This is a genomic window from Paenibacillus sp. USHLN196 (assembly GCF_037144955.1).
Classification (GTDB): domain Bacteria; phylum Bacillota; class Bacilli; order Paenibacillales; family Paenibacillaceae; genus Paenibacillus; species Paenibacillus xylanexedens_C.
In genome coordinates, this window is the sequence record NZ_JBBCYH010000013.1 from 1 (window position 1) to 12,858 (window position 12,858).

Here is a 12,858-nt window from a genome sequence, read left to right on the forward strand (position 1 = left end):
ATCGACGAGCAGTTTAATTAAGAAAATAATCCCCTCAATATAACCGAGGGGATATTGAATACTAATGATTTTGTTTTTTTAGTCTGTCTACTTGACAGGGAGCACTTCAGTCTGTTAGGTTGGGCTAATCGTATTTGAACTGCCTTCATTGTCTGCCTACTTCTCAACATGCAATTGAAATCCGGACTGCTCAGCCTGTACCTCGAGCATCAGATCGCGTACCCGGTCTGCTTCATTCCCCAGTCGTTCTTGGCTGATTCGGTAGTTGGTCCATTTTAGCTCTAGTGGAAGTTTAATCGCACCTGTCAGGCAATCCCACAAGGCGTCGAGATTACCGCCATAAAAATCCGGCAGATGCAGCTTAGCCTTTAATTGCTGATGAAGTTCAGCGCTACTAGCAAATTCTTGTCCATCCAGAATCACAATATTCATGGCTGTTCCTTCCTTTATTTCATCCGTGTAAATGATGCATAGTGGTCTGTCGTTTTGTAGATGAGTCCATCATTGGAGTACACGATCCGATCCGAATTACGGAAACCGGAAGTATAGTTGATATCCGCTTCACGCCATGTACGTCCGCTTGCTGCGGGCAGAAGACCCTCCCGATTACCGAATGTGTCTCCGCCGATGCTTTTCCCGGGAGCGACGACAGCCAAGTTTCCTTTTGACGCTACCCAGCCGAGTCCTGTTGCCTGTGATTTGGTAATAAAGTTACATGGTAACGTTCCGTTTGCACTCAAATAGTTTGCTACACCCGTAAACGTATTGATAATGGTACATGTTGCAGCAGATGCCTTCTGCTGTCCGACTGGAGTGAACTGTGAACCTGTGAGGAAAACAAACGTTAGCAACAATGCCAGTAATGCGGTGGATATCAACTTTTTCATCAATCCGGCCTCCCGATCCTTCAAAGTAGATGAACATGTCACGATATATGTTCTGTAAGCCGCAACGCTCTAGTTGGATGTTCTGCTAAATTATAGTAAACAAGTCATCTCATGACTATTTATATCACACCATTTTGGTAGAAATATCAAATCAAGGAGTTTAAATTGTAAAATATTATAATTACAACATTTTAAGACAGAAAAAAAGACTCTCATATCTAAATATGGAGTCTACATGTTCTAGTATGTTTGGTTTGAATGGGTCTAATCGATCAGCTGCACACGTTGACGAGTTCGTGCCGATTCCAGGCACGCATCAATGACACGCATGTTCTGAATGGTATTTTCCGGACTGAAAGGCAAGGCTTCCCCTTCAAGTACAGCAGCTGCAAACGTGTCCGCCTGAAGCACATAGGAATTGGATACCGATACACGTTCCTCACGACTGACCGAATCCGTGTGCACAATAATCTGAGGTGGAATATCACTGTTCTCCCAGCCAAATACTTTTGGCAGTTCGATTCGCCCATCCGTACCCAGGATCTCCATCTCTGCTCTTCCTGAAGCCCACATGCCACAGTCAAAAGTTAAAGCTACCGAATTCGGAAATTCTACCAGTCCCGAGGCCATCATATCCACTCCATCATGCTCGTCCGAAAAAAGAGCGTGTACTGTCACCGCTTCCGGCTCTTGTCCCAGATACATCCGGGCCGCCGAGATCGGATATACGCCAAGATCGAATAAAGATCCGCCGCCCATCTCTCTTTTGAATCTTACATTCTCCTTATCATCAGCGGTATTACAGGTGAAGTTGCCATGGATGGCTCTTACAGTGCCAATCTCCCCGCTGGCTATAATCTCTTGTACACGTCTGTGCTTGGGATGATATCGATACATAATCGCCTCTGCAAATAGAACGCCTTGCTGATGACATACCTCAATCATTTCTGCCGATTCATCAGCATTCAAGGCAGCTGGTTTCTCACATAACACGTGCTTGCCAGCCTGTGCCGCTTTGATGGTCCATTCTTTGTGCATATGGTTAGGCAAAGGAATGTAGACGGCTTCGATGTCCGGATCAGCGATGAGTTCTTCGTAACTGCCATAGGATCTCGCAATGCCGAGTTCTTCGGCAAGGGCTTCCGCTTTTTCCTTACTGCGGCTAGCAATCGCCAAGACTTCACCACGTTCGGACTGCTGGATTGCTGGAATGACTGCATTTTTGGCTATGGTCGACGTACCGAGTACACCCCACTGTAACTGTTTATCCATGCTTATCTTCCTTTCGTACCGTAATTGTCCTCATCTGCCTTGTGTAACATGCCGAGACAACGATCCAGATCCGTTTTGACCTGTTTCTTGTATAATTCAGCTTTCTCTGCACCATCATCCGTGAAGTGATATAGAACGATTTCCTGAAAATCGACCTTTGGATCATTGCCCTTCAGCTTCTTCGTGCGATAAAATACACCCTGCTGTACCAATTCATGTAATGCCCGATATACTTCGCTCTGGGGTGGTACATAACCGTAGTCTTTGAATTCCTGCTTCATCGCCTCCAGCATCTCGTAACCATATCCCCTGTGCTGTTCAACCATCGTAATCAGATAGAGCTTGATAAATGCCCGTTGTGCAATCATAAAAGCCACGTTCATACCCCTCCTGTCAGAACCTATATATCTAGTATTATAAAACTTATGTTCGGGTTCTGCCATCTTTCTCCGCTTTGCTTCCCTTTTATCGATCGTATAAGAGGGCGAGAAAGTAATGGTGTGAATACGCACCAACATAGAGGAAGCACAGTAAAAGGTTTACTTTTGTGAATTTTTCATGTAATGAAATTTTAAAATAATTATAAAAGTTGGTGTATCCAGGAGATTAATGTGAGCCACGCCAATTCCATGTATTAAACACAATGATGCAACGCTCGCAATTTTGCTCGCATCGGTATGCCTGTGCTTCTGCAATACTTCCTTTACGCCTTTACCTTGTTATGAATTTTTCATATGTTGTTATATTCATTTATTGCGAACAGACTTTGGTACGGTTCCCACAATCCATTTCCCCCAGCTTACGCGGGAGATGAGCCATGTCAGCACACAGGATAAGGCGAGAGCCAACAACCAGGTGATAATCATTCGAACGACAGGGTTCAAGCCCATAGCGACATAAAACAGTTCATCCGGAATGTAGCTGTACCGCAGCATCAACATATGCATCAGATATCCGCCGTACGATACACCACCAATCCATCCAAGCAATTGTATAGTCCTGAGATTGTGCAACTTACCAGCTAGCTGATACATGACCATAATCGAAGCAATCAGAAAGAGTGCCATATCAGGACGAATCAGGCTGACCGTATAAAACGTAATTTTGATTCCCTCCGGCTTCTGAAACTCCAGCATTAATAAATATGTAAACCGAAGACCCAGCACAATAAACATCGTCCAATATACCCAACGTAACCGATGAATCCATTCATTCCAGCGCTGGACAGATAATCCCGCCGCTGCACCAAGCACAAAATAAATAAAGAAATAGAGGAAATTGCGGTCTGCATACGTTGTAAAAGCATCCGTCAGTACCGGGATATTCAGCCATTCCATGAATCTGGCGATGTTACCTAATTGATCTGCGAGCACCAGATACACAGCACCCGTAATCAGCAGCGCAATCATGCGGCCCTTGGCCTCATATCGGTTATATACATAACGAATGGCTCGCAAGAAGAGCGGAAATAACAGATAAAATTGGATCAGCATAATAATGTACCAGAAGTGTGAAGTCGTTTTGCCAGTAATCAGCTTCAGGCCAAGGTCTGGGATGTCATTCCATCCAAATCCGGTCCAGCCCCGCGGTGCAAGTGTAAAATATATGAGTGACCAGATGAGATAAGGAACGATGACATCGGTTACTCTTTTTCTCATGAACTGGCCATAATGCAGCTTGTCTCCCGTGTTATAAAAAAGCACCATACCTGTTATGAATATGAACAAAGGAACTGCAAATTTGGAGAGCATCAGCAGTATAGCCAATAACACGCCATCCTCCAGTCTCGTTTGCGGTACAAGGGAGTAATGTGCAATGGAGTGCTGGAGAACCACTGCTGCAAAGGCTATTCCCCTCAAGCTCTCAATTTCTGTAATACGTTCTCTGCGAGGCATACATTCAGCCGTCCTTTCTTGGTTTTGCGATAAAAACAAAGTACAATGAAGCCGTAGATCTGATGAACGGAGTGATTCATATTTCTTTAACTGACAAGGACTTAACCACTACCGACTCCAAGTATGTGCAGCAACATCTGGCTAACGAGCGAACTTTTCTGGCATGGGTACGCACCGGTATTGCCATGGCAGGCATCGGTTTTCTTGCTGCAGGATTTGGCTTCAATTCCTCGGCTTATGACCGTCTTGCGCACATTGCCGCGATTATCACAGGTATCACTTCCCTGGTTGGCGGTATATCCATCATTTTATATTCGGCAGCAGCCTATCATCGGAAGCGTACACAAATCAATGAACAGACGTTTCAGGCATCGACCGGATTAATCCGGTTTCTTACCATGATGCTACTGGTGATTGGACTCGCTTTGGCTATTCTGCTGTATGTATTGTTATTCCCTGCTTGAGGAAGTAAAAAAACATCATCATTTTAGTATGCACAACTATAACACAGGGACAAAAGCCGGCTTCCCTTAAGGAAACCGGCTAATGACCATCTTGTGGATCATATATGTCATTTTATTTACAGGAACGTATTATTACCCAATCGAGCTGCCTTGCTTTGGGCTTCCAATCTGCGTTCTTCCATGTCCAGATCCGGACGTTCGGCAGGCACATCTCCGCGATGAGCTGCTTCGGCTCTGTCCCGATTAATCTGACTGTTGCCGCTGAACACATCGTACACATCAGAGTCCCGATCCGTAGAATCTACGAGCAGCAGGATTTTACCATTTTGTACATACTCCTCATACTGTCTGGCATCCTCTTCCGGAATACCAAGACCTACTAATCCACCCACCAGTCCACCAGCTCCCGCACCTACAGCTGCACCGGTAAATGCTGCTGCAATGGGGCCTGCGGCCAGAATTGGTCCTATGCCGGGTATGGCCAGTGCACCGATACCTGCGAGCAGACCAGCTACGCCACCAAGTACACCACCTGTTGCTGCACCAGCAGCCACGCCTTCAGGGGCTTTCGTACCTGTCTCTTCCCGAATCGCCTTCAGTTCATCCCGATCTTGCGTCACCACGGAGATTTCGTCTGAAGTGAATCCTTGTGCTTTCAGACCCTCGATAGCCTGCGATGCTTCACGTTCTGTATTAAACACACCTACGATTTTCTTCTGCATAGTGAATCCCTCCTCATCTTATTGAGTGGTTCGCTATGTTATTACCCGCCCTGTTTTCTTTCAAACGCTTGCAAGCCAATATACTAATCTGAAAAGACAAATTAATTCATCATTTCCCCCGTGGTTTGGCTCGGTTGGTCGCGACTGCTTCAAGCGGATTATCCGGCCAGTAATGCTTCGGATAACGGCCTTTCAGATCTTTTTTAACCTCAAAGTATGTCTCTCGCCAGAAATTAGCTAAGTCTCGCGTGACTTGTACAGGTCGCTGGGCTGGTGACAACAGGTGGATGGTCAATGGAACTCGCCCTCCAGCTATGCGAGGCGTCTCCTGTTGTCCAAACATTTCCTGTAGTCTTACCGCAAGCGTAGGATCTTCCGGACGGCTGTAGTCCACGGGAATACGGGAACCACTGGGCACCTGTATATGCGTTGGTGCTTCATCGTCCAGTTGTTGTCGCTGACCCCAGCTCAGTCCACCGAGCAATACATCATGCATCGATAATCTCTTCAGGTCGGCTGCAGATCTCATGCCTGTCAGATAAGGTGTGAGATGTTCTGCCAGCTCTTCGGTCAGATCATCTTCGATAAGGTCTGGCCACTCGGGTAGATGGAGATGCAGGAACCGCAGCCTGTCCGCAAGTTGTCTGGATGCTTTGTTCCAGGGCAGACAGTCCAGTCCTTCCATTCGTATTCCTCTTAGCAGTGCTTCGAGCACCTGATCTTCAGGCGGCTGTGCAATACTGCTATCTTTGATTACAATGGCTCCGATCCGCAGTCTCTTATGTGCCCGCACACTTCGAGTGTTGGAATCCCAAGCCACTTGCACTTCATTGTGCAGCAGGTGCTGGCCTGCCTGCAACAAAGTGTGCTCCTGCAACGGCGCAGCCAGCAGGATGCGCGTATCTGCGCCCTGGTCGTCTGCCTCGGCTGCGACCAGATAAGCTGAACGGCTCAGCGATTCTGTCGCTGCGAGCCGTACACCGCGGCCGCTGCTTAGCAGATAGCGGCCGTCCTCCCGGCGCTGCCCAATCCGGTCCGGATAGGCAAAGGACAGCAGCAATCCGCAGCTGTCCTCATCCGGCCGCACCGGATCGGCCGCCGGGCCGAGCGCCGAGCGCAGCTGGCGGCTCTCCTGGAGCATGCGCCGCACGGCCGCGCCGTCTGCGACAGCCGCTGCCGCTTGCGGCATGCCGCTGCTGTCCGCGGTCAGCAGCGATTCTACGCGCGGGCGGAGGTCCGTGCCCGCGCCTGCACTTCCACTGCTGCGGAGGCCGGCAGGCTCCTGCAGCAGTGCCGCCAGCATGCTGGCGTAGCTGGCCAGCCCAAGCTCCGCCGCGCGGAGCAGCATGCTGGCCAGTCGCGGATGCACGCCAAGCGTGTTCATCCGCCGCCCGAAGGGCGTGATGCGGCCTGTGTCGTCCAGGCCGCCCAGCTGGCGCAGCAGCGCCTGTGCCTGGCCGTAGGCGGCGTCAGGCGGGGTGTCCAGCCATTGCAGCTCTGCTGGGGACTGAACACCCCAGACGGCAAGCTCCAGCGCCAGCGGCGCAAGATCCGCGGAAGTGATCTCTGGCCGAGCTGCCTCAGGCAGCCCGCCATGGACCTCTTCGCTCCACAGCCGATAACATACACCCGGGGCGATTCGCCCTGCACGCCCCCGTCGTTGATCGGCTGACGCCTTGGACACCGGCTGGGTGACAAGTCTGCTCATGCCTGTACGCGGCGAGAATGCCGATGCTCGACTCAGCCCCGCGTCTACCACAATCTTAACTCCAGGGAGTGTGAGACTGGATTCAGCAATAGAGGTGGAGAGCACAATTTTGCGCGACCCCTCAGCGGCTGGCCGTATGGCCTCATCCTGTTGTTCCACCGGCATACTGCCATACAGAGAATGAACTTTCACATGTGCAGGAAGAGAACCCTTCAATAACTCCCGCTCTGTACGGTGTATCTCTTTAGCGCCAGGAAGAAAAACAAGCACGTCCCCCTCTTGTTCGGTCAATGCCTTGACTATGGTCTGAGCCGTGAATGGTTCCAGCTGTATAGCTGCTGGTCTCGGCACATATCGTGTTTCCACCGGAAACGTACGTCCCGGACAGTGAATTGATCTTGTATCTTCGCCAAGCAATGCACACACGGGAACAGGATCAAGGGTTGCCGACATCACCAGCAGCTTCAGATCCGGACGCAACATCGCTCGGGATTCCAATGCTAGAGCCAGACCCAAATCCCCATGTAGATGACGTTCATGGAATTCATCGAATATAATCATCGCCGTGTCCTCAAGTCCCTGATCCTGCTGCAACATCCGGGTCAACACGCCTTCCGTCACAACTTCAATGCGTGTCGCTTGACTCACCCGGGTATCCATGCGTACCCGATATCCTACGGTCTGTCCAGCCTTTTCCCCAAGCGAAGCCGCCAGCCTCGACGCAGCTGAACGTGCGGCCAGCCTTCGGGGCTCCAGCATAATGATTTTCCGTCCGGCAACCCACGGCTCCTCCAGCATAGCGAGCGGTACGACAGTCGTTTTTCCCGCACCCGGTTCTGCAATTAACACACCTGTATCCTGATCCCGAAATAACTGTCTTAGCTCCGGAATAATCTCTTGTATCGGTAACTCTATATGCATATGATCGCTCCTAATGAATGTACCCTACTGCTCTTCAGTATCACTGTTCGAATGTTAGCATTATAACAAAAAAAGCCGTTCCAGAGGAACGACTATCCAAGACACACTTATTTAGCATCATGAAATTACGCAACATACCTATTTAGCTCAGCAGTGATTCAGCACCATCAATGACAATCTCTGCTCCGGTAATATGTCTGGATTCAGACGAAGCGAGAAAGCTTACCAGATCCGCAACATGTTCCGGCTGACCAGGTCCATCTGCAAGTGGCTGCTGGCCTTCCGGGAACTCCATTGGAATAATGATCTGTTGCAGATCATCCGTTTTGACCGTACTTTGATCGATATTGGTCGCAATTGCTCCTGGACAGATCACGTTTACACGTATCTTGAACTTCGCGAGCTCAAGCGCCGCCATCTTCGCAAAAGCAACCTGTCCTGCCTTGGATGTGCTGTACGCCGACATACCAAAGCTTGAGAAGCGTTGATTGCCGTTAATCGAACTTGTAATGATAATGCTGCCGCCACCCCGTTTTTTCAAGTGAGGCAATGCATATTTAACGGTGAAAAATGTGCCATCCAGGTTGGTTGTAATAATCTGCTGCCAATCTTCAACCTGAATCTCTTCAATGGGTGCCGATACCCCATTAATGCCCGCATTGGCAAAAACAATATCCAACCCGCCGAATAACTCGACGGTTTCAAGTACTGCTTTTTCCACACGTGCCGGGTCGGAAATGTCAACATCGAATGCTCGCGCCGCACCTGGATGCACCGCATTAATCTCTGCTTCTGTTTCCGAGATCCGATCATTCACCAGATCAAACAGTGCAACTTGTGCACCTTCCTTGGCCAACTTAACCGCAGTGGCTTTCCCAATTCCTGAGCCTGCTCCGGTAATAATCGCCACCTTGCCTTGAAACCGTGACTTGCCGTTATGTTGTGTCATTATCCATCCACTCCTTCAATTTAGCAATTATGTAAGAATGTAAGGTCAAGCTCATCGTTAAAGTCAATTCTTCACAATATTACCCAAAAAGAGTGTCTTTTAAATCAACACCAGCAAGTTTTTTCACAGTTGATCTTCACCACTGTTACGGCTACATCAGGTCTATCCAACACTTTATGTCCGGCAGTTCACCATTCCAACTCAATGAAAGCGGCATCATCTTCAAGACCACCCGTATGTGTAGCATCCAGCAATACCTGAATGTGTTCATCAGGCACGTAGGCCTGGATCGCATCCAGGTCGTTCAGTCCATCTGTATATAACTGAAGACGTAGCGAGTCACTTGCTGTACCTTTTGTCTCATAGATGTGCGGCTTGCCACCCACGGGACCATCAAGTGTAGACCAACGCTCATTCGTTTTGCAATGTGCCTGGAACATGTCAGACTGTTCCTGATTATTGCGCCAGAGACGAATACGTGAATCTCCTTGCCACGCTAACCATACACGGCTTTTGCGTCCTCCTCCCGTGAGCTCAATCCGCCCACAGACATACATGGCCTGACTCCCACGGCTTCGTTTTTCCATTAATACTTCACGCAGCAACAGAGGGGAACTTTCCAATGGTTGTAATTTCTCCAGTTGCTCGGATGCAGGAAGGGTCAGATCATGAAGAAGACGTTCCACGGCCTCAACCGTCGGGTGCTGCGTCGTTTCCAGCCAATCCAGCAAAGCATTTCCCAGAAACCGTGCCGCAAAGTCGCCCAGATAACTCATGCCTACTCCATCACATAATACAAAATTGCAGACATTCCCATTCATGCGGACCGCAGCAAAATCCTGTCCGGAATCACCCTGATTAACCGTCTCTGCGGCTCTGCCGTAACCATATCTGCACTTGAATGCACCTTGATAACGAGTTAATGGCTGTTCTCCGGTCTGCACACTCACATACCGAAAGTTGCCATGCCGTTGCTCGACATGGCCCCCCTTATCACCAGCAGACAATGTTGCCAATCGCATCGCTCTCATGATTCCCCTCCTATCTCACAGGCGTAGCAGCGGACATCTGGAACCCGATCGATACCAATTCTGCACAGGTACCTGGCAGCATCATGAGTGCACCGGGAGCAAGCAAATAATCAGCTTCAACAAGCATTTCCCGATAACTTTCGGGCAGGACGGATGACATGTTACGCAGCTTCTCTCCATGCTCATCCTGAAGACTCGTTTCCGGAGAGATGCCCTTCCATCTTCTAGGTTCAGCAATCGGTCCTTCCAGCAGATGATCGGATATAAAAATATTCTCGACCAACACATTGCCGTCCGGCACACTCATGCCCATGATTCTTTTGGCAATCGGCTCGGGATCTTCACCTGTAGCCACCCCATCGGTCATGTGACATACAAGCGGCGCAGGACAATCCTGCATATTCGGAATTTCGGCCTGTAGAATCTTTTCCGCCTGTAGGAAAGCCTTCGCAGAATCCGAAAACCGTCTCGGTGTCAGGTCAGGCAACGAACCGACTGCAGCGATTTCGTCAATCCCTTTGATTCCGTTCAACAAGTCATATACATCATCACTATATGCTAATATCGCTATGCGATAGCGAGGTGTCAGACGATTTCCCTTCGTGGACCGAAACACCATTTGGCGGATTGCAAGTGATAGTGCATCATAGACAACGTCAATCCGCCGACGATTTTCCAGAACCATATTCATGGAGGCGCTAATATCAATTAAATATATAATAAGTGCGGGTGTACGCTGTGATGCTTGAATCGTGTAGTTCATCTAGGGTGAGCCACCTCCGTCGTTCAAGTTATTATTATAGGTTGGGCAACGTGTAGCTGTTGTTGCTCAGGAATTTGTTAATGGCACTCATTCGAGCCGCTACTTTGCCGACCCCTTTGAAATAGGCAGCATCGGTATTGTAAAGTTTTTTGAAATCACGAGCATACGATTCCGCATTTTCAATTTTTCTGCCTATTTGCGCATTATACGTTTTATTGTAATGAGCAATCAGCGTGACCACATTCTCGGCACGTTTTTTCTTGAGCGCAGCTGCCCGAGCAATCTCCTGCTGACGCTGTACTTCAGCTGCTGCCTTGCGCTCCGCTTCCTGTCTTGCAAGCTTGGCATCATTCTCTTTTTTCCAGACCAGATAAGCTTCATATTTTGCCTGTTTATCATACTTCTCCTGCTGTGCTTTCTTGGCAGCTTCTTTCTTCTGCTGCTCCTGCTTCACCAGATAGGCCTCATATTTCGCTTGCTTGTCATACTTGGCCTGTAATGCCTTGCGTTCTTCTTCTTTTTTCTTCGCTTCAGCTTCCTTTTGCTTGGCTTCAGCGAGTTTTTTCTTTTCCTCTGCGTCCAGTTTTGCGGCCTCCGCAGCCTTTTGTTTTTCTTGTTCTTCCTGCTGTTTGAGCGCTGCCGCCTTCGCAGCTTCAGCCTCTTCTGCAGCCTTGACCTCGGCCAGTCGTGTAGCTTCCAGTTGTTCTTTCTGCTTCACCTCTGCCTGATCCGCGAGTATTTTGACCGTTGGCACGGATCCTGCCAGCAATACAATAAGCACAGCAGAAGAGATCATGAACTTTTTGGATCTGTAGAAAGGGACCGGTACAGGCTTACTTGTATCCTCTTTTGGATGGAGCTTGGCATCCAGTTCCTTGATTGCAGCCTCTACTTCCATCTGCATCGCACTGTTATGCGGAATGAAATGATACAGCGAACGATACACTTCCAGAGCAGCAGCCGGCTTGTCTTCATCCTCAAGGGCTCTTGCTTGCAGGAATAAACGGTTCACAACCGCTTCCTGATCAGGAGATTGATGTGTTTGAGAGTTGTTCCCCTCTTGAACATTCGTCGTTTCGCTTGCTAGGTCTGAGCTTTTTTTCAGATTACTATTCACAGCATCTGGCTGCTCAGCAACTTCTTCTTCTGAGGTCGCAGCCGCAGCATGAGCCTGTTGGACGTCTACTGCCGCCAGTGCGACATACCACTCACCAAACGTCGGACAACTGCTCAGATCGTGACTTTCCCAGGCGCGAATAAACAGATCGGAAAGTTTCGAACCCCAACGCTTCTCCAGTGACTCCCGCATTGCATAATAGCGTTCACTCACCGTTTGCATTTCATGTTGGTCAAAATAGCTTTCGCCCCAAGCTTTCTCTACAATAACCGGGTCTGACCAGCTTAACATCTCAGCAATAATTACGGCTCCGGCAAATCGGTCAGCATACGAACTCCACAAACCGCTGTGCACTGTTCGATGGGCCGCATAACCGGGTGACCCGGCAAGCAGGGCATCCGGACGATCCATCTTTGAACCGTACATCTGCTCGACATCCACGAGTTCTACCGCAGACGTCTTCCCCAGGTTCTCCACTTCGGAAAAAAACGGAATCATTACATTGGGTGCGGACATATCGCAATGAGCCAACCCGCGTTGCTCCATCGCCGAACCCGTTCCGGCAAGCGCTCTGGCCAGCTTCAGGCTCTCTTCTGCCGTCAACTGTCTTTGATCACTGATCACGTCGAACCAGGTCTGACCTTGCACCCATGGCATCAATACCGCATATAACAGATCGGGATGTTTTCCAATGAGCGCTCCGTTTCTTTCCGGAGTGAGCACATCACGCTTGCATACCTGCAAACCTGGCAGTTCACTATAGGACTCCATATGCTCAGACTGATATACCATAGCCGGAATACGGAATTTAGGAAAAAATACTTTTAGTGCTTTGGCCCCATGAATGGAACCATTACGGGGTATCAATTGATAAACAATCCCCTGCCTTCCGGCTTGGGCGTAAGCCAGACCCGGCGCAGCCGGATGTTGCCCAATCGTATAGGCAATGTCGTTAATCACCACTTCATCCCCGGGATTTGGTTGAAAAGACATGCTTATCCCTCTCTCTGTCCTAGTGTCATAGTTGCAACAAAAACCGGGTGTTGTGAAAACGCCCGGTTTTTGCTGTAGTTGTACATCTTCAGCTTGCTACCCACCTATAATTCAGAGCGAATTCAGACTTCAAATC

General features: G+C 49.1%; 12 protein-coding genes. 1 reads left to right on the forward strand and 11 read right to left on the reverse strand.

What is annotated here, in order from left to right; all coding sequences use genetic code 11:
* Positions 1-156: 156 nt before the first annotated feature.
* The 5 genes from WFI24_RS25695 to WFI24_RS25715 form a co-directional block, all read right to left on the reverse strand.
* Positions 157-432, reverse strand: a complete 276-nt coding sequence (locus WFI24_RS25695) for a barstar family protein (protein WP_336764871.1) — start codon at positions 430-432, stop codon at positions 157-159.
* Positions 433-446: 14 nt separating this feature from the next.
* A complete protein-coding gene (locus WFI24_RS25700; protein WP_336764872.1) occupies positions 447-887 on the reverse strand; it encodes a ribonuclease in 441 nt (146 codons plus the stop codon).
* 264 nt (positions 888-1,151) lie between these two features.
* Positions 1,152-2,159 carry a Gfo/Idh/MocA family protein gene (locus tag WFI24_RS25705; RefSeq protein ID WP_336764873.1) on the reverse strand — a complete coding sequence of 336 codons (1,008 nt, stop codon included), beginning with the start codon at positions 2,157-2,159 and terminating at the stop codon, positions 1,152-1,154.
* A 2-nt stretch (positions 2,160-2,161) separates the two neighbouring features.
* Entirely contained in the window at positions 2,162-2,536 is a 375-nt protein-coding gene (locus WFI24_RS25710; RefSeq protein WP_105598241.1) for a helix-turn-helix transcriptional regulator, read from the reverse strand.
* 369 nt (positions 2,537-2,905) lie between these two features.
* On the reverse strand, positions 2,906-4,054 hold the full coding sequence (locus WFI24_RS25715; RefSeq protein WP_336764874.1) for an acyltransferase: 1,149 nt from the start codon (positions 4,052-4,054) through the stop codon (positions 2,906-2,908).
* A gap of 62 nt (positions 4,055-4,116) precedes the next feature.
* Here WFI24_RS25715 and WFI24_RS25720 point away from each other — a divergent pair, with 62 nt between their 5' ends.
* Positions 4,117-4,518 (forward strand): YidH family protein, encoded by a 402-nt coding sequence (locus tag WFI24_RS25720; RefSeq protein ID WP_336764875.1) that lies wholly within the window; start codon positions 4,117-4,119, stop codon positions 4,516-4,518.
* 116 nt (positions 4,519-4,634) lie between these two features.
* On the opposite strand, the gene WFI24_RS25725 is transcribed toward WFI24_RS25720, so the two are convergent.
* From WFI24_RS25725 to WFI24_RS25750, 6 genes are all read right to left on the reverse strand, one after another.
* Positions 4,635-5,240, reverse strand: a complete 606-nt coding sequence (locus tag WFI24_RS25725; RefSeq protein ID WP_145318680.1) for a general stress protein — start codon at positions 5,238-5,240, stop codon at positions 4,635-4,637.
* A gap of 109 nt (positions 5,241-5,349) precedes the next feature.
* Positions 5,350-7,869, reverse strand: coding sequence for an ATP-dependent helicase HrpB (hrpB, locus tag WFI24_RS25730; RefSeq protein WP_336764876.1), 2,520 nt, complete (start codon positions 7,867-7,869; stop codon positions 5,350-5,352).
* A 142-nt stretch (positions 7,870-8,011) separates the two neighbouring features.
* Positions 8,012-8,818, reverse strand: coding sequence for an SDR family oxidoreductase (locus WFI24_RS25735; protein ID WP_336764877.1), 807 nt, complete (start codon positions 8,816-8,818; stop codon positions 8,012-8,014).
* 188 nt (positions 8,819-9,006) lie between these two features.
* Positions 9,007-9,849 (reverse strand): hypothetical protein, encoded by an 843-nt coding sequence (locus tag WFI24_RS25740; RefSeq protein ID WP_145318686.1) that lies wholly within the window; start codon positions 9,847-9,849, stop codon positions 9,007-9,009.
* Between the two features lie 10 nt (positions 9,850-9,859).
* Entirely contained in the window at positions 9,860-10,612 is a 753-nt protein-coding gene (locus tag WFI24_RS25745; RefSeq protein ID WP_336764878.1) for a vWA domain-containing protein, read from the reverse strand.
* A gap of 34 nt (positions 10,613-10,646) precedes the next feature.
* A complete protein-coding gene (locus WFI24_RS25750; protein WP_336764879.1) occupies positions 10,647-12,722 on the reverse strand; it encodes a hypothetical protein in 2,076 nt (691 codons plus the stop codon).
* Positions 12,723-12,858 lie beyond the last annotated feature (136 nt).

Coding starts and splice junctions, on each gene's coding strand:
- WFI24_RS25750 (WP_336764879.1), bottom strand. CDS start 12,722: ATGTCTTTTCAACCAAATCCCGGGGATGAAGTGGTGATTAACGACATT.
- WFI24_RS25720 (WP_336764875.1), top strand. CDS start 4,117: ATGAACGGAGTGATTCATATTTCTTTAACTGACAAGGACTTAACCACT.
- WFI24_RS25715 (WP_336764874.1), bottom strand. CDS start 4,054: ATGCCTCGCAGAGAACGTATTACAGAAATTGAGAGCTTGAGGGGAATA.
- WFI24_RS25695 (WP_336764871.1), bottom strand. CDS start 432: ATGAATATTGTGATTCTGGATGGACAAGAATTTGCTAGTAGCGCTGAA.
- WFI24_RS25700 (WP_336764872.1), bottom strand. CDS start 887: ATGAAAAAGTTGATATCCACCGCATTACTGGCATTGTTGCTAACGTTT.
- WFI24_RS25735 (WP_336764877.1), bottom strand. CDS start 8,818: ATGACACAACATAACGGCAAGTCACGGTTTCAAGGCAAGGTGGCGATT.
- WFI24_RS25740 (WP_145318686.1), bottom strand. CDS start 9,849: ATGAGAGCGATGCGATTGGCAACATTGTCTGCTGGTGATAAGGGGGGC.
- hrpB (WP_336764876.1), bottom strand. CDS start 7,869: ATGCATATAGAGTTACCGATACAAGAGATTATTCCGGAGCTAAGACAG.
- WFI24_RS25745 (WP_336764878.1), bottom strand. CDS start 10,612: ATGAACTACACGATTCAAGCATCACAGCGTACACCCGCACTTATTATA.
- WFI24_RS25705 (WP_336764873.1), bottom strand. CDS start 2,159: ATGGATAAACAGTTACAGTGGGGTGTACTCGGTACGTCGACCATAGCC.
- WFI24_RS25725 (WP_145318680.1), bottom strand. CDS start 5,240: ATGCAGAAGAAAATCGTAGGTGTGTTTAATACAGAACGTGAAGCATCG.